This window comes from Nocardiopsis sp. NPDC006139 (assembly GCF_040614155.1).
GTDB lineage: Bacteria > Actinomycetota > Actinomycetes > Streptosporangiales > Streptosporangiaceae > Nocardiopsis > Nocardiopsis changdeensis.
The window spans coordinates 128,610-145,197 of the sequence record NZ_JBEXTT010000021.1 but is presented as its reverse complement, the minus strand read 5'-3'; the positions used below and the strand labels follow the sequence as shown (position 1 = coordinate 145,197).

15 protein-coding genes and 1 tRNA gene are annotated in these 16,588 nt (G+C 73.1%); 2 read left to right on the top strand and 14 right to left on the bottom strand.

All coding sequences use genetic code 11. The features are described 5' to 3' along the window. From ABZ249_RS25045 to ABZ249_RS25005, 9 genes are all read right to left on the bottom strand, one after another. Positions 1-1,736, bottom strand: a 1,736-nt coding sequence (locus ABZ249_RS25045; protein WP_355267379.1) for a heavy metal translocating P-type ATPase, incomplete at its 3' end; no start/stop codon positions are given. Between the two features lie 103 nt (positions 1,737-1,839). Then, entirely contained in the window at positions 1,840-2,055 is a 216-nt protein-coding gene (locus ABZ249_RS25040; protein WP_355267376.1) for a heavy metal-associated domain-containing protein, read from the bottom strand. Positions 2,056-2,243: 188 nt separating this feature from the next. Continuing rightward, complete coding sequence (locus ABZ249_RS25035) at positions 2,244-2,843, bottom strand: GNAT family N-acetyltransferase (protein ID WP_220563597.1); 600 nt, start codon at positions 2,841-2,843, stop codon at positions 2,244-2,246. Between the two features lie 164 nt (positions 2,844-3,007). Next, on the bottom strand, positions 3,008-3,289 hold the full coding sequence (locus ABZ249_RS25030; RefSeq protein WP_220563598.1) for a GNAT family N-acetyltransferase: 282 nt from the start codon (positions 3,287-3,289) through the stop codon (positions 3,008-3,010). Positions 3,290-3,412: 123 nt separating this feature from the next. Beyond that, the gene (locus ABZ249_RS25025) at positions 3,413-4,360 is read right to left on the bottom strand and encodes a DUF5996 family protein (protein ID WP_355267371.1); all 948 of its coding nucleotides are present in this window, start codon (positions 4,358-4,360) and stop codon (positions 3,413-3,415) included. A gap of 49 nt (positions 4,361-4,409) precedes the next feature. Then, positions 4,410-5,162 carry a respiratory nitrate reductase subunit gamma gene (gene narI, locus ABZ249_RS25020; protein ID WP_355267368.1) on the bottom strand — a complete coding sequence of 251 codons (753 nt, stop codon included), beginning with the start codon at positions 5,160-5,162 and terminating at the stop codon, positions 4,410-4,412. Continuing rightward, positions 5,159-5,962 carry a nitrate reductase molybdenum cofactor assembly chaperone gene (narJ, locus tag ABZ249_RS25015; RefSeq protein ID WP_355267365.1) on the bottom strand — a complete coding sequence of 268 codons (804 nt, stop codon included), beginning with the start codon at positions 5,960-5,962 and terminating at the stop codon, positions 5,159-5,161. Before narJ ends, narI begins: the two co-directional genes overlap by 4 nt. A 10-nt stretch (positions 5,963-5,972) precedes the next feature. Then, positions 5,973-7,658, bottom strand: coding sequence for a nitrate reductase subunit beta (gene narH / locus ABZ249_RS25010; protein ID WP_355267388.1), 1,686 nt, complete (start codon positions 7,656-7,658; stop codon positions 5,973-5,975). Positions 7,659-7,714: 56 nt separating this feature from the next. After that, complete coding sequence (locus tag ABZ249_RS25005) at positions 7,715-11,392, bottom strand: nitrate reductase subunit alpha (protein WP_355267362.1); 3,678 nt, start codon at positions 11,390-11,392, stop codon at positions 7,715-7,717. 165 nt (positions 11,393-11,557) lie between these two features. Here ABZ249_RS25005 and ABZ249_RS25000 point away from each other — a divergent pair, with 165 nt between their 5' ends. Then, positions 11,558-12,754, top strand: coding sequence for an MFS transporter (locus ABZ249_RS25000; protein ID WP_355267359.1), 1,197 nt, complete (start codon positions 11,558-11,560; stop codon positions 12,752-12,754). A 7-nt stretch (positions 12,755-12,761) separates the two neighbouring features. On the opposite strand, the gene ABZ249_RS24995 is transcribed toward ABZ249_RS25000, so the two are convergent. Both ABZ249_RS24995 and ABZ249_RS24990 read right to left on the bottom strand, forming a co-directional pair. Further along, on the bottom strand, positions 12,762-13,484 hold the full coding sequence (locus tag ABZ249_RS24995) for an rRNA methyltransferase (RefSeq protein WP_220563604.1): 723 nt from the start codon (positions 13,482-13,484) through the stop codon (positions 12,762-12,764). Positions 13,485-13,544: 60 nt separating this feature from the next. Continuing rightward, positions 13,545-13,619 (bottom strand) — tRNA-Asp (locus ABZ249_RS24990). Positions 13,620-13,727: 108 nt separating this feature from the next. On the opposite strand from ABZ249_RS24990, the gene ABZ249_RS24985 reads away from it, so the two are divergent. Next, positions 13,728-14,138 carry an RNA-binding S4 domain-containing protein gene (locus ABZ249_RS24985; RefSeq protein ID WP_355267356.1) on the top strand — a complete coding sequence of 137 codons (411 nt, stop codon included), beginning with the start codon at positions 13,728-13,730 and terminating at the stop codon, positions 14,136-14,138. Between the two features lie 104 nt (positions 14,139-14,242). On the opposite strand, the gene ABZ249_RS24980 is transcribed toward ABZ249_RS24985, so the two are convergent. The 3 genes from ABZ249_RS24980 to ABZ249_RS24970 all read right to left on the bottom strand — a co-directional run bounded on the left by ABZ249_RS24980 (position 14,243) and on the right by ABZ249_RS24970 (position 16,573). Further along, on the bottom strand, positions 14,243-15,028 hold the full coding sequence (locus ABZ249_RS24980) for an alpha/beta hydrolase (protein WP_220563606.1): 786 nt from the start codon (positions 15,026-15,028) through the stop codon (positions 14,243-14,245). A gap of 55 nt (positions 15,029-15,083) precedes the next feature. Then, complete coding sequence (locus tag ABZ249_RS24975) at positions 15,084-15,881, bottom strand: nucleotidyltransferase domain-containing protein (RefSeq protein WP_355267351.1); 798 nt, start codon at positions 15,879-15,881, stop codon at positions 15,084-15,086. 65 nt (positions 15,882-15,946) lie between these two features. After that, positions 15,947-16,573 (bottom strand): DJ-1/PfpI family protein, encoded by a 627-nt coding sequence (locus ABZ249_RS24970; RefSeq protein WP_355267348.1) that lies wholly within the window; start codon positions 16,571-16,573, stop codon positions 15,947-15,949. Positions 16,574-16,588: the final 15 nt, after the last annotated feature.

The window sequence follows — 16,588 nt, the reverse complement described above, 5'->3', positions numbered from 1 at the left end:
AACTGCTCGACGGCCTGGGCGCTGGTGGGCTTGACGGTGTCGGAGACCACGAGAACACCCCGGGCGGCGCCGTCCCAGCCGACGGCGACGGCGGTGCGGCCCTGGTTCCGGGCCTCCTTCACCGCCTGGACGAGGTCCTCGCCCAGCGGCTGTGACCGCTCCCCGAGCAGCGCGGGACGGCCCACCAGGACGGTGCGGCCGTCGACGACGCCCTGCACGCCCAGGCCCTCGACGTTGGCGAAGTCCTCGGGGACCGGCAGGGTACCGCGGGCGGCGGCCGCGGTGGCGACGGCTTTGGCGATGGGGTGCTCGGAGGCGTTCTCCAGCGCCCCGGCCAGCCGCAGCACCTCGTCCCCGTCCTCGCCCCCGGCGGCGACGACCTCCACCAGCGCCATGGTGCCGGTGGTGACGGTGCCGGTCTTGTCCAACACGACCGTGTCGATGCGGCGGGTGCTCTCCAGCACCTCCGGACCCTTGATGAGGATGCCCATCCGGGCGCCGCGTCCGGTGCCGACCATGAGGGCCATCGGCGTGGCCAGGCCCAGGGCGCAGGGGCAGGCGATGATGAGCACCGCGACCGCCGCGGTGAAGGCGGCGGTGGCGGGTTCTCCGACACCGATCCAGAAGCCGAGGGTGGCGACGGCGATCATGATGGCGACGGGGACGAAGACCCCCGAGACCCGGTCGGCGAGGCGCTGGACCTCGGCCTTGCCGTTCTGCGCGTCCTCGACCAGGCGGGCCATCTGCGCGAGCCGTGTGTCGGATCCGACGCGGGAGGCGCGCACGACCAGGCGTCCGCCGGCGTTGACGGTGGCACCCACCACGGCGTCGCCGGGGCCGACCTCGACCGGCACGGACTCGCCGGTGAGCATGCTCATGTCGACGGCGGAGGTGCCCTCCTCCACGGTCCCGTCGGTGGCGACCTTCTCACCGGGCCGCACCACGAACCGGTCGCCCACCACGAGCCGGTCCACGGGCACGGCGACCTCGCGGTCACCGCGCAGGACGGCCGCCTCCTTGGCTCCCAGCTCCATGAGGGCGCGCAGGGCGGCGCCGGCCCGGCGCCTGGACCGGGCCTCGAAGTACTTGCCCAGGAGGATGAAGGAGGTGACCCCGGCGGCGACCTCCAGGTAGATGTCGGCGGAGCCGTCGGTGCGGGCGATGGTGAGCTCGAACGGGTGCGTCATGCCCGGCTCGCCCGCGGTGCCGAGGAACAGCGCGTACAGGGACCACAGGAACGCGGCGGAGACACCCAGCGAGACCAGGGTGTCCATGGTGGCGGTGCCGAGCCTGAGGTTCTTCCAGGCGGCGACGTGGAAGGGCAGCGCGCCCCACACGACGACCGGGGCGGCCAGCGCGAGCGAGGCCCACTGCCAGTAGGTGAACTGGAGCGCGGGGACCATCGCCATCGCGATGACCGGCACCGACAGCAGGAGGGAGACGGCGGCCCGGTCGCGCAGCGGCCGGGCCGGGTCGTCCGGTTCGGCGCCGGGCTCCGGGCCGGTCCGGGGAGGGCGGGGCACCTCGGCGGTGTACCCGGCCTTCTCGACCTGGGCGATCAGCTCCTCCACCGCCAGGGGCTCGCCGTCGAAGGAGACCCTGGCCTTCTCGGTGGCGAAGTTGACGGTGGCGGTGACGCCGTCCAGCCTGTTGAGGCGCTTCTCGACACGGTTGGCGCAGGCGGCACAGGTCATGCCGCCGATCGCCAGCTCGACCGGTGCGGCCGGTGCGCTCATCCGTCCTGTCCCCCTCCTGCGGCGGGATACGGGTCCGGCCCGCGGGCCGGCTCCGGCCACGAGGCCGCGGGCGCCGCGCCCCGGCTCCGTGGCCGTCCGCGTCTCAGTCGCGCACCTCGTAGCCGGCCTCGTCGATGGCGGCGCGCACGGCGGCGTCGTCCACGGCGCCCTCGCCGGTGACGGTCACCTTCTTGGAGCCCAGGTCCACCTGGACGTCGGTGACGCCGGCGACCGTGCCGACCTCCTGGGTGATGGAGTTGACGCAGTGGCCGCAGCTCATGCCGTCGACGGTGTAAACAGCGGTGGTCGTGGTGGCCATTTCGCCTCCTGTAGTGACGTGCGACTGTCCCAGCACGACCGACTATACCCCTAGGGGGTATGAATTCGTCAAGCGGGACCGCCCGCGATGAACGTGTCCCTCCGCACATTACCCCAGGGGGGTACCGGGTGGGCAAAGGAAGGGGGCCTCGGGCACGGCCCGGGCCCCCGTGCGAGCACCCCCGGGGGCTACTCCTGCTTCAGCTCCAGCCGGGCGATGATCCGTTCACTGGTGTGGTGGTCCGCCAGCGTGAAACCGGCCCGCCGGAACATCTCCACCGTTCCGGCGTACACCTCGGCGCTGGGCGCCCGGCCGCCGGCCGTGTCCACCGGGTAGGCCTCCAGCACCCGCGCCCCCTGCGCCCGGGCGTACTCGATCGCCCCGTCCAGCAGGCGGCCGCCCATCCCGCGGCGGCGGCGCCGCGGCGGCAGCCAGAAGCACACCAGGGACCACACCCCGGGCTCGTCCGGGTCGGCGGGGCGCAGCGTCCGGGACCGGGACAGCCGGATGTAGTCGCCGCGGGGCGCCACCGACACCCAGCCGCAGGGGCCCTCCTCGTCGTAGGCCAGCAGGCCCGGGATCCGGCCGTCGAGCGTGAGCCTGCGCAGCTCCTCCTTGTTGTCCGCACCCCGCCTGGACCGCTCGCACGTGGTGCTCTCCGTGTAGTCCTTGGCCCGCCTGCGGAAGAAGGTGCACCAGCAGTGCCCGTAGGCTCCGGTCGGCCCGAACAGGTTCTCCAGGTCGTCCCACCGCTCGGCGGTGGCGGGCTCGATGGAGACGATGGACATGGGGGGCTCCCTCTCGAACACAATGACCGCCACTGTGACCCAGAACACTAGCGGTCATTCGCCGTGACCGAAAGAACACGGATGCAATCACATGGACGGAAAATCACGAAAGCGCCCGCGCGTCCCCCTCATCCCGGTATCCCCTGCCGGGTGGGCGTTCCCGTTCACTGCACGAGGTCGGCGTACTCCTCGTTCTTGGCGATGTACGCCTGCGCGTAGGGGCAGACCGGCATGACCTTCAGCCCCTTGGCCCGCACGTCGTCCAGCGACCGGCGCATGAGCTCGGCCGCCACCCCGCGCCCCTGGTGGACGGGGTCCACCTCCACGTGGGGAAGCGCCAGCACCCCGTCCTCCAGGCGGTGGTAGGCCGAGAAGCCGACCACCTTCCCATCGACGCTGACCTCGTACCGCGAACGGTCCGGCACGTCGACGACCGTCAGGTCCATGGCTCTCCCTCGTCCGTGCGCGCCCGGTGCGCACACCTCACGAATGCCACTTTCCCACTCGGACCCCCCGCCCACACCCCGCCCCTCCTGCGGGCACGCCCCGGCGCCGGGCCCCGGACCCGCTCAGTCCCCGGTGCGCCCGCCCGCGTAGGGGTCGGTGATCCCCTGCGGGCACGCCAGCCCCGCGACGTCCCACCCGGCCAGGGTGGCCCCCGCCAGGTACGCGCTCTCCAGGAACTCGAGCACCGACCCGACCGGGTCCGCCTCCTTGCGCGCGTCCGCGTACCGGTACAGCGCCAGGTGCCCCGACCCGCTCTCCACCCACTCGGCGGCGGCCGGCCGCAGGCGCTGCTCCGTCAGCCCCTCCGGCTCCGGCGCGGTGTAGGAGTAGAAGCACGGCTCGGGGGTCTTGTCGTCGCCGAACCAGAAACCGGAGCTCACCACCTCCCGCGAGTACGCCTCGCGCACCAGGCCCCCGGCCTCCCGGGGCTGGCGCACCGGCTCCGGCGAGAACCGGGTGACCGCGATGTCGAAGGTGTGCCAGAAGTGGTGCACCGGGCTGGTCTTGCCGGAGAACCCGGAGGCGAACTCCTCCAGCACCAGGTTCACCCGGCTCAGCACCTGCCAGTACTTCAGCGCCTTGTCCGGGTCGTAGGCGGCGTGTTCGGTGTCCTGCGAGAACGGCCGCCCGTGGTCCGGCAGGTCGAACGGCGTGGCGTGGGGGATGCTCCCGTCGACCCCCAGCGAGTCCAGCGCCGACTGCAGCGCCAGGTAGAACGTCGCCACGCTCTGCCCCTGGAGCGGGAACGACGCCTCCTTCCCGTCCACCGTCGCGGCGACCAGCCGGTGCCGCACGAAGTCGAAGTCCACCGTGAAGACCGGGTTGCCGTCGGACAGCCCCATCGGCCGCGTCGTGACCCCGCTCCCCGTCAGGTGGAACGGCACGTTCCACCAGTGGTTGCGCCGCGGGCTGTGGTGCAGCCGCACCTTGCCGACGATCTGCTCGAACCGGTGGATGGTCTGCTTGGTGTCGTCCCACTCCTGGAGCGGGAACGCCGGAAAGATCTCCATGCTCGGCCTCCTCCTCGAAAGCCCGCGGGGCCGTGCTCCGGCCCCGCGGTCACCAGCCGCGGCGGCCGGCGCGCTCGGCCTGCCCGGCCCCGCCCGCGTGCACGTCCCGGGTGCGGTACAGCACGTACGGCCGGAAGAGGTATCCCACCGGCGCGCTGAACATGTGCACCAGGCGCGTGAACGGCAGCAGCGCGAACAGCGCCAGCCCCATCAGCGCGTGCACCCGGTACGGGAGCTCCGCCGCGGCCATGGCCGCGATGTCCGGGCTGAGGATCCAGATGGACCGGAACCACGGCGACACCGTCTCCCGGTAGTCCTGCGAGTGCCCGCCCGCGACCTCCACCCCGGCGAAGTACACCGTCATGCCCAGCCCGGTGAGGATCGCCAGCACCAGCACCAGGTACATGACCTTGTCGTTGGCGGTGGTGGCGCTGAACACCGGCCCGGTGGTGCGGCGGCGCCACACCAGCAGCGCCACCCCGGCGAGCGTGCACACCCCGGCGACCAGCCCCAGGGACAGCGCGGTCACGTGGTACAGGGTGTCGGAGACCCCCAGCGCACGCGTCCAGGACTCCGGGACGAGCAGGCCGACCACGTGGCCGACGATCACCACCAGCAGGCCGAAGTGGAACAGCGGGCTGCCGATGCGCAGCAGCCGCGACTCGTACAGCTCCGAGGACCGCGTGGTCCACCCGAACCGGTCGTAGCGGAACCGCCAGACCAGGCCGCCCACCACGATGACGAGCACGACGTAGGGGAGGATCCCCCACAGGAAGAGGTCGGCCCCGCCGTACCCGCTCACCGGGCCTCCCCGTCCCGGGCCGCGCGCGGATGCGGCACCGGGCCGCAGCCCCCGTCCCCGCAACCGCCCGGCCCGGCGCCCGTGTCCACCACCGGCAGCGGGTTGCGCACCCCGTAGGGCTCCAGCCCGACGTCCTCGGCGGGCGGCCCCTGCGCGACCAGCCGGTCCGCCGCCTCCCGGTCGGCCGCGCGCTGCGGCGGCAGGGTCTGGAGGACCGCGTCCACCACACGCGCGTACGGCGTCCCGTACTCCTCCAGGGCCCGGGCCAGCAGGTCCAGCCCCGGCCGGAACCGCAGCAGCAGCTCCTCCCCCCGGGAATCGGAGCCGCGGGCGGCGAACTCCAGCAGCACGGCCAGGTGGTCGGGCAGCTCGCCGGGGAGGACCTCCCAGCCCGCCTCCCGGTAGACCGCCTTGATCTCGGCCAGGGAGTGGCCGCGCCGCCGGGTGTCCCCGTCGGTGTAGTAGGTCATGTACAGCGACCTGCGCCGGCGCAGGTCGAAGACGTCGACGTAGTGGGCGCACAGCTCCAGCTCGGGTGTGGCGCAGGCGTGCTCGCAGAACTCGTGCAGGGCCTCGCGCACGGTCCCGCGGGGCAGTTCCGCGACCGCCAGGGCCACCAGCGGCAGCCGCTCGAAGAACGCCTGGTCGGGGTAGCCGAGCAGGATGGACGCCGCCTGGTGGGTGACCGCCCTGCGGTGCACCCGCCGTGCGGACCGGCCGGCTCCGAGCCAGCCCGTCCTCTCCCGCCCGGACGCCGGCCCGGTCCCCTCTGACCCGGTCCTGTCGGTGGTGGTGCTCATTGCAACCCCCTCACGCGGGGCGGCCGGAGCCGCCTCCGCCGTCGGTGTCGTGGTCGCCTGCACGGGGCGGGAAGAGCCCGTCGGGCCGGCCGTTCCCGTCCCAGTTGAGGAGGTTCACCCTCCCCCTCTTGGTGGTGTGCTCGTCGCTGGACTGCCGGTCCGACAGCGCGTGGAAGGTCTCGACCGAGGCCGCGTCGGGGCGCCCGGACGCCTCGCCGAACGGCACCCCGCCCATCCCGCCCATGCCGGGGCCGCCCTCGAAGTCGAGGCTGCACCCGATCTCGTCGATGACCCCCCGGTCGGCGTCGTCCACCCCGTAGGCCGTGGGGATGACGTAGCGCTCGTCGTACTTGGCCAGTGCCATCAGGCGGTACATGTCCTCGATGTCGCGGCCGCTCATGCCCACCGCCTCGGCGATGGACGCGTCGCGCTCCCGGCCGAGGTTGATCCGGCGCATGTACGAGCGCATGGCGGCCAGCCGGCGCAGCACCAGCCGCACCGGTTCCGGGTCGCCCGCCGTGAACAGCTCGGCCAGGTACTCCACGGGGATCCGCAGCGCGTCGATGGCGCCGAACAGGTTGCCGGCGTCCTCGCCGTCGTGCCCGGTCGAGGTGAGCGTGTCCACCACCGGCGACAGCGGCGGCACGTACCAGACCATCGGCATGGTGCGGTACTCCGGGTGCAGCGGCAGCGCCACCCCGAACCGCTTGGCCAGCGCGTACACCGGCGACCGGGACGCCGACTCCACCCACCGGTCCGGGATGCCGTCGCGGGCGGCGGCGGCGCGCACCGCCGGGTCGTCGGGGTCGAGGAACACGTCCAGCTGGGCCCGGTAGAGCTCCTTCTCGTCCTCCACGGCGGCGGCCTCCCCCACCCGGTCCGCGTCGTAGAGGACGACCCCCAGGTAGCGCAGCCGCCCCACACAGGTCTCGGAGCACACCGTCGGCATGCCCACCTCGACCCGGGGGTAGCAGAACGTGCACTTCTCGGCCTTGCCGGTCTTGTGGTTGAAGTAGATCTTCTTGTACGGGCAGCCGGTGACGCACATCCGCCAGCCCCGGCAGCGGTCCTGGTCCACCAGCACGATGCCGTCCTCGGCCCGCTTGTACAGGGCGCCGCTGGGGCAGGTGGCCACGCACGACGGGTTGAGGCAGTGCTCGCAGATGCGCGGCAGGTAGAACATGAAGGTCTCCTCGTAGGAGAACCTCACCCTGTCCCCGAGCTTCTTCACGATCGGGTCGTGCCGGGCCAGTTCCGGCCCGCCCGCCAGGTCGTCGTCCCAGTTGGCGCTCCAGGTGACCGGCATGGGGTCGCCGGTGAGCGCCGAACGCGGCGAGGCGACCGGGAAGTCATCGCCCAGCGGCGCGCTGAGGAGCGTGTCGTAGTCGTAGGTCCAGGGCTCGTAGTAGTCGTGGATGGAGGGCATCACCGGGTTGGCGAAGATCGTCGCCAGCCGTTTGAGCCGCCCTCCCGCCCGCGGCACCAGGCGCCCCCGGGGAGTGCGCACCCAGCCGCCCCGCCACTTCTCCTGGTCCTGGTAGGTGCGCGGGTACCCCTGGCCGGGCCGGGTCTCGACGTTGTTGAACCAGGCGTACTCCACACCGCTGCGGTTGGTCCACGCCTGCTTGCAGGTGACCGAGCAGGTGTGGCAGCCGATGCACTTGTCGAGGTTCATGACCATGGCGACCTGCGCCATGACGCGCCCGACGGGCCGCCGTCCCGCCCGCTCCCCGGCGCTCCCCTGCGCGGTGCTCACCGGTAACGCACCTCCGTCGTCCTTTTGCGCACGACGGTGACCTCGTCGCGCTGGTTGCCGGTCGGTCCGAGGTAGTTGAAGGCGTACGTGAACTGCGCGTACCCGCCGATGAGGTGGGTGGGCTTGACCAGCAGCCGGGTGAGCGAGTTGTGGATGCCGCCGCGGCGGCCCGTCGTCTCGGTCAGGGGCACGTCGATGGTCCGCTCCTGGGCGTGGTACATGTACACCGTCCCGGTGGGCATGCGGTGCGAGACCACCAGGCGGGCGGCGACCACGCCGTTGCGGTTGACCGCCTCGACCCAGTCGTTGTCGGCGGCGCCGATGGCCTCGGCGTCGGCCGTGCTCATCCAGATCGTGGGGCCGCCCCGGGACAGGGTCTGCATGAGCAGGTTGTCCTGGTACTCGGAGTGGATGGACCACTTGGAGTGCGGGGTCAGGTAGCGCACGACCACCTCGCGCCGGCCGGTAGGCCCGATCCGGGGCTCCCCGAACAGCCGGGAGATGTCCAGCGGCGGCCGGTACACCGGCAGCGCCTCGCCGAACTCGTGCATCCAGTCGTGGTCGAGGTAGAAGTGCTGGCGCCCGGTGAGGGTGTGCCAGGGCTTGTCGTGCTCCAGGTTGATCGTGAACGGCGAGTACCGGCGGTCGCTCGACTCCTTGCCGGACCACTCGGGGCTGGTGCCCACGGGCGTCGGACCGGTGCGGGCGTCGGCGAACACCACGCGCCGCTCGGCGGAGTGGGCGATGAGCTCGTCCATGTCGGTGCCGGTGCGCTCCGCGAGCCGCTCGAACCCCTGGGCGGCCAGCCGGCCGTTGCTGGTCCCCGACAGGGCGAGGATCATCTCGCACACCTTGACGTCGGTGTCCAGGGCGGGGCGGCCGTCCGCGACCCCGCCGTGCACCGTGCCGTTGCGCTCCCGCAGCCACTCCACCTCCTCGTCGGGGGTGAAGGACACGCCCTTGACCGGCAGCCCCTTGGTCTCGGCGAGCGGGCCCAGCGCCGCCATCTTCTGGGCGATCGCCGAGTAGTTGCGGCGCACCGCGACGATGCCGGGCATGGTGCGCCCCGGGACGGGGCGCACGCCCTCGGCCTTCCAGTCCGTCGGGACCCCGTGCGGCTGGGCGAGCTCCCCGGGTGTGTCGTGCTGGTGCGGGACCGCGACCAGGTCGGTGACCTCCCCCAGGTGCTCGGCGGCCAGGGTGCTGAACGCCTTGGCCAGCTCCTGGAAGATCGCGAAGTCGGTCCGGGCCTCCCAGGGCGGGTCGATCGCCGGGTTGAACGCGTGCACGTAGGGGTGCATGTCCGTGGTGGACAGGTCGTGCTTCTCGTACCAGGTCGCGGCCGGGAGCACGATGTCGGACAGCAGCGTGGTACTGGTCATCCGGAAGTCCATGGACAGCAGCAGGTCGAGCTTGCCCTCGGGGATCTCGTCGCGCCAGGTCACCTCGGCCGGCCGGTCGCCGGGGCCCGCGGGCTCGGCCCGGAGGTTGGAGTGGGTGCCCAGCAGGTGCCTGAGGAAGTACTCGTTGCCCTTGGCCGAGGAGCCGAACAGGTTGGACCGCCAGACGGTGAGGGTCCTGGGCCAGTTCGCCGGGTCGTCGGGGTCCTCCGCCGCGAACCGCAGCGTCCCCTCGGCCAGCTGGTCGGCCACGTACTCGGCGGGGTCCCTGCCCAGCTCGGCCGCCTCCTTGCCCAGGTGGACGGGGTTGCGGTTGAACGTGGGGAAGGACGGCATCCACCCCATCCGCGCCGAGGCCGCCACCAGGTCCGCGGTATGGCGGCCCCGCAGCCTCCCCGGTCCCAGCGGCGTGGTGAGGGCGTCGGCCCGGTAGGTGTCGTAGCGCCACTGGTCGGTGTGCGTGTACCAGTAGGAGGTCCCGGCCATGAACCGGGGCGGGCGCGACCAGTCCGTGCCGGAGGCGTAGGCCGCCCAGCCCGTGGCGGTACGGCACTTCTCCTGGCCGACGTAGTGCGCCCAGCCGCCGCCGTTGACCCCCTGGCAGCCGGTGAGCAGCAGCAGCGCCAGGAAGGCCCGATAGGCGTTCTCACCGTGGAACCACTGGTTGGTGCCCGCGCCCAGGATGATCATGGCGCGGCCCCCGCTCGCCTCGGCGGTGTCGGCGAACTCGCGGGCGATCCGCTCGGCCCGCTCGGCCGGGACCCCGGTCAGCTCGGCCTGCCAGGCGGGGGTGCAGGGCTGGGAGGCGTCGTCGTAGCCGGTGGGCCAGGTGCCGGGCAGGCCCGACCGCCCCACCCCGTACTGGGCCAGGACCAGGTCGAACACGGTGGTGACCAGGCGTCCGCCCACCCGGCGGACCGGCACGCCCCGGGTGAGGACGCCGGCCTCTCCGGTGGGGGTGTCGAACCGGGTCAGGGCGATCTCGACGGCCTCGGCGCCCTCCTCGTAGAAGGTCAGCTCCGGGACCCGCCCCTCCAGGCGCAGGTTCCACTTGCCGACGCCGTCCTCGCCCCACCGGTGCCCGAGGGTCCCGTTGGGCGCGTAGGGGGCGTCCTCCCCGCGCGGCCACACGACGGGCTTGAAGTCGGCGTTGGCGACGCCCTCGGCGCCCGGCAGGTCGGCCGCGGTGAGGAACTTGCCCGGTACCCGGCGCCCGTCCCTCTCCTCGACCTCCACCAGGAACGGCAGGTCGGTGTAGGTGCGCGCGTAGGAGTCGAACCGGTCGACGGTCGCGTCGACGAACCGCTCCCTGAGGATGACGTGGCCCATCGCCATGGCCAGCGCCCCGTCGGTGCCCGGGTGCGGGGCCAGCCACTCGTCGGCGAACTTGGTGGCGTCGCTGTAGTCCGGGGAGACCACCACGACCTTCTGGCCCCGGTAGCGGGCCTCCGCCATCCAGTGCGCGTCCGGCGTGCGGGTGACCGGCACGTTGGCGCCCCACAGCACCAGGTAGGCGGCGTCCCACCAGTCCCCCGACTCGGGGACGTCGGTCTGGTCGCCGAACACCTGCGGTGACGCCACCGGCAGGTCGGCGTACCAGTCGTAGAACGACAGCATGGAGCCGCCGACCAGGTTGACGAACCGGGCGCCCGCCCCGTGGGAGACCATCGACATCGCCGGGATGGGCGAGAAGCCCGCGATCCGGTCCGGGCCGTAGTGCTTGATCGTCAGCACGTGCGAGGCGGCCGCGATCTCCAGCGCCTCCGCCCAGGTGGTGCGCACCAGGCCGCCCTTGCCGCGGGCCCGCTGGTAGCGGCGGCGCTTGGCGGGGTCGGTGGTGATCTCCTCCCAAGCTGCGACCGGGTCGCCCAGCCGGCCCTTCGCCTCCCGGTACATCTCGGCCAGCACCCCCCGCACGTAGGGGTAGCGGACGCGGGTCGGCGAATAGGTGTACCAGGAGAAGGCGGCACCGCGCGGACAGCCCCGGGGCTCGTATTCGGGGCGGTCGGGACCCACCGACGGATAATCGGTCGCCTGGGTTTCCCAAGTGATGATCCCGTCTTTTACATAGACATCCCAAGAACAGGAACCCGTGCAGTTGACACCGTGCGTGGAACGCACAACGCGGTCGTGGCTCCAGCGGTCCCGGTAGAAGACGTCACCTTCACGGCCACCCTTTCTGACCTGGGCGCGGTTCCCGTCCAGGGACTCCGATCCGGTCAGGTAGGTACCGAGGCGGAGCAGCGAGTCGCTCGCTTTGCCATTTGCCGCCATGAAGATGACACCCCGTTCAACAGCGCACTTCCCGCACCCGCCACATTCCGTTAATGAATATGCCTGTTCGGCTCGGAAAGTCACGCTTCCCACACCGGTTCGGGCGACAATCGCGGCAGATCCATTCGAATCGCCGAGATCGGTGCCGAAAGACGGGGAGCCGCCATGCGAGCGGAAGTCGGGCGACGGGCGACGCGTTCCGGTACGGCGGGCGGCAACCTCGCCCTGGCCACTGCCGCGTTCGCGCTGACGTTCTGGGCGTGGAACCTCATCGCACCGCTGTCCAAGACCTACTCGGAGAACCTGGGGCTGTCCCCGACGCAGACGTCCCTCCTGGTGGCGTTCCCCGTCCTGGTGGGCTCGCTGGGGCGCATCCCCGTCGGGGCGCTCACCGACCGCTACGGCGGCCGGGTGATGTTCACGGCGGTCTGCCTCGTCAGCATCGTCCCGACGTTCCTGGTCGGCCTGTCCGGCGGGTCGTTCGGGATGCTGCTGCTGTGGGGCTTCTTCCTGGGGGTCGCGGGCACGTCGTTCGCGGTCGGCATCCCGTTCGTCAACGCCTGGTACGACGCGAACCGGCGCGGGTTCGCCACCGGCGTGTTCGGCGCGGGCATGGGCGGCACGGCGCTGTCGGCGTTCCTCACCCCGCGCCTGGTCGAGGCGGTGGGGCTGTTCACCACCCACCTGCTGATGTGCGCGGCGCTCGCCGTGATGGGCGCGGTCATGTGGTTCTTCTGCCGCAACGCGCCCGGGTGGACCCCGCGCACCGGGCCCTCGCTGCCGCGCATGCGCGAGGCCATGCGGCTCAGGGCCACCTGGCAGGCGTCGCTGCTGTACGCGGTGGCCTTCGGCGGCTTCGTGGCCTTCTCCACCTACCTGCCGACGCTGCTGACGCTGTCCTACGACTACCTGCAGTCGGACGCGGGCATGCGCACCGCCGGGTTCGCCGTCGCGGCGGTGGCGGCGCGGCCGGCGGGCGGCATCCTCTCGGACCGCATCGGCGCGGTGAAGGTGTGCCTGATCTCGTTCTTCGGCACCGCGGCGTGCGCCGTCATCCTGGCCCTGCACCCGCCGGCGGAGTTCCCGGCCGGGGTGTCGTTCGTGCTCATCGCGATCACCCTGGGCCTGGGCACCGGCGGTGTGTTCGCGCTGGTGGCCAAGCTGGTGGAGCCGTCCCGGGTGGGCACCGTGACCGGCCTGGTCGGCGCGGCCGGCGGGCTGGGCGGGTACTTCCCGCCGCTGGTGATGGGCGTGATCTACCAGGCGACGGGCGCCTACACCATCGGCTTCGTGCTGCTGGCCCTGGTGGCGCTGGCGGTGGGCCTGTACACCTCGCGGGCGTTCAAGGAGGCGTCGGGCTGACGCGGGCTCAGGCGACGTCCCGGGCGCGCACCAGCACCGCCGCCCGGACGCCGACCCTGACCCGCTCCAGGGCGCGCACACCCTCGGGCAGGGGGACCCGGCGCGTGCGGGCCGTCACGACGATGACGGCCCCGGGGGGCAGGGCCCGGCCCAGCGAGGCGAGCAGGGCGCCCACCGGGTCCTCCCCTGGCGCCTCGCCCGCCCAGGCGGTCATCTCGCCGTAGGGGACGTCGGTGACGACCAGGTCGGCGGCCACCGGTCCGGGGTCGGAGAACACGTCGGCGACGGCCGCCTCGTGCGGCAGGTCGCCCCCGGCCCGGGCCAGTCCCCGCGCCAGTCCGCGGGCGTCCTCCGCCCGCTCGACGAAGGAGGGGCGGCCGAAGTCGCGGGCCGACCTGCGCAGCTCCTCCTCGCGCTCGGCCAGTCCCTCGGCGGTCAGCAGCCGCAGGTTGCGCCCGGCCAGCTCCACCGCGTCGGGGTCGACGTCGGTGGCGCGCACCGAGGCGATCCGCTCCCGGTGCAGCAGGCCCAGGACGGTGGCGAGGTAGCCGCTCCCGCAGCAGGGGTCCCACAGCCGTACGGCCGGGAGCCCGGTGTGCACCGCGGCCCGCTGGAAGAGCTCGTCGGCCAGGCGCACGGGGAACCCCGGGAACCCGGGGGCCGAGCGGAGCACGTGGCCGCTCGCGAGCGCCGAGTGGTCGGTGCGCTCGACCGCGTACCGGTACGTCATCGTGTTCCTCCCCGGACAACGGTGAAGGCCCGGCGTCCTGGGACACCGGGCCTTCGCGTGCGGTCCTGACGGGATTTGAACCCGCGGCCTCCACCTTGACAGGGTGGCGAGCACTCCTAACTGCTCCACAGGACCTCGTTGCAGGTACAACTCTAGCGTGACTTCGGAGTGGTTCGTACCGCCGTCCCCATAAAGTGACTCATGACGCCCCGAAAGCCCGTCCGAACCGAAGGAGCCGCACACGTGAGCGACGCAGTCCCCCTCCCGTCCGGTCCCGACAGCACCCGGGTCGACCGCTGGCTGTGGGCCGTCCGCCTCACCAAGACCCGCTCCGACGCGGCCCAGGCCTGCCGGGGCGGCCACGTGCGGGTCAACGACCGCCCGGCCAAGCCCGCCTCCACGGTGAAGGTCGGCGACGAGGTGCGGGTGCGGCTGCACGGCACCACACGGATCGTGGAGGTCGGGCACGTGCTGGAGAAGCGGGTGGCCGCGCCGATCGCGGTCCGCTGCTACGTGGACAACACCCCCGAGCTCCCGCCGCAGGCGACGATCCCGGTGATCCGCCGCGACCGGGGCGCGGGACGGCCCACCAAGAAGGACCGGCGCCTGCTGGACCGGCTGCGCAGCGACCTGCCGCCGCCCCCGACCCCCTGAGGCCCCCGGGGCCGACGGCCGCGACGCCTTCGCCCCGGACGGGCGCCGACGCCGTCCGCGGACGGGCCGCCGCGTGGGCGGGCCGCGGCCGTGGAGGCTGTCCGCTAGAGGGGGTGGGCGGCGAGGAAGTCGAGGACCTCGCGGGTGGCCTTGGGCCCGCCCTCGTGCAGGTAGCCGTGGCGCAGCCCGGGCAGCACCAGCAGGCGCGCGTCCGGGACGCGTTCGGCCAGCAGGACCGCGTTGCCGACCGGGGTGAGCTCGTCGTCCTCGCCGTGGACGACCAGCGTCGGCGCCTGGACGTCCGGCAGCAGGTCCCAGCCGTCGTGCTCGGAGCTCGCCCCGAAGTGCAGGCGCTGGGCGCGCAGCGGGCCGCGCGGCAGGATGCGGGCGACGGTGTCCGGGTGCGCGTCCGCCCACTGCGGGGTGTAGAACAGCGGGCCGATCTTCCGCGCGCCCGCGGCGGTGCTCGCCTGGCGCAGGGCCAGGGTGGACTCGCGGGGCCGCTCCACCTCGTTCGGGCCGCCCGGGGCGGTGGCGCCCAGGACCAGGGCCCCCACGCGCTCGGGGTGGGCGGCCGCCATCCGCTGGGCGACCTTGCCGCCCATCGAGAACCCGTAGACGTGGGCGCGCCCGATGTCGAGCGCGTCCAGCACCTCCAGCGCGTCCCGGACGAACAGGTCCAGGGAGTACGGGGAGTCGAGCGGGGCGTCGCTGCCGCCGGTGCCCCGGAAGTCCGTCCGGACCACCCGGTGCCGTTCGGCCAGGGCGGCGTGCGGCCCGTCCCACATCTCGTGGTCGAGGGCCTGGCCGTTGAAGAGCAGGAGGGGGTCGCCCTCGCCGAGGACGTCGTACCAGATGCGGGTTCCGTCGGAAACGGTCACGTGGCTCACGGAACCGGACACTACTCGAAGAAACGCCCACCGGCCGTGGCCCCGGTCACCTCCGTCACCTCCGCGTCTTCACGCCGTGGGCCCGGCGGTACTCCTCGGCGACGCTCGGTGCGAGGTCGTCGGTGATCATCCGCAGCAGCCCCCGGTCGGGGACGGGGTCCAGGGCCGCGGCGGCGGTGCGCCGCAGGTCGGCGGTCCAGCGCGGGTGGTACCGGGCGACGATCTCCGCCGAGCGTTCCAGGTCGCTGGTCCAGCCGCCCCAGTACGGCATGACCAGGGTGAACGCGCTGCGGATGGTCTTGCGGGCGGCCCGGCGCACCACGGCGCGCGGGTCCTCCCCGCCGTCGGCGGCCGCCCGCCAGCGTTCGGGGAACAGGTGCAGGTCGCCGTTGGTCTCCCGGGCCAGCAGGGAGGTGGGGCGGTAGGCGGGGAGCTCGTCGGCGAGGTCGGCCCCCAGCAGCGGGGTGCACAGGCAGGCGACGAAGAATCCGTTGTCGTCGGGGTCGGCGCGGACCGCCGCCGCGTCCTCCAGCAGGATGCCCGCCCCGTCGATCTGCTCGAAGGCGGCGTCCAGTTCCGCCTCGATCCTCCGGGCCGCCTCCCGGTCGGCGCCGGTGGGCGGCTCGTGGAACACCAGCATCAGGTCCAGGTCGGAGCGGCCCGGCCGGGCCGTCCCGCGGGGGATGCTGCCGTACAGGTAGACGCCGTGCAGGGCGTCCCCGTAGGCCGCGGTGATCCGCTCCCGGGCGGCCTCGACCACCGGGGCGAACACCGGGGCCACACGGTCCATGGCGCCCTCGCGCGCGATCGTCCCGTCGGGGTTCAGCCCCTTGTCCGCACCGTTCTCGTCCATGGCGCCCAGCCTGCCGGAACGGCCGCCGCGCCCGCAACGCGATTCCCGGGCGGGCGGCGCGGGCGTCAGGAGGCGTCCGCCCCGGCGGGGAGCGGGGGCTCGTCGGCAAGGTAGGGAGGGGCCGGCTCGTACTGGATCAGCCGGCTCACGGTGCGCGCGTGGTCGCGCCCGTACAGCCGCCCCACCAGCCACAGGGACATGTCGATCCCGGCGGACACGCCCTGGCTGGTCACCAGGTCCCCGTCGACGACGTACCGGGCGTCGCGGACCACGGTCACGTCGCCGAGGGCCTCCAGCCCGTCCTCCCAGGCACGGTGCGTGGCCACGCGCCGCCCGCGCGCGGGGCCCGCCGCGTGCAGGAGGTAGGCGCCCGTGCACACCGAGGCGGTCCAGTCCGCCGCGGCCGAGGCCGCGGCCACCCAGCCGGTCACGGCGGGGTTCGCCGACGCCGTCGTGCGCGCCCCGGCGCCGCCCGGCACGACCAGCACGTCCAGCGGGGGGTGGTCGCCGAAGGCGTGGTCCGGCAGGACGCGCAGGCCCTTGGCGCACCGGACCGCGTCGCCGGTCTCCGCGATGAGCAGGACGCGGTCGCCGCGGTCCCGCACCAGGGCCGAGGTGGCCAGCACCTCCCAGGGGCCGGCGAAGTCGAGTTCCTCGACCCCGTCGAAGACCAGGATGCCGTAGGTGGTCATGCGCGCTCCCTCGTT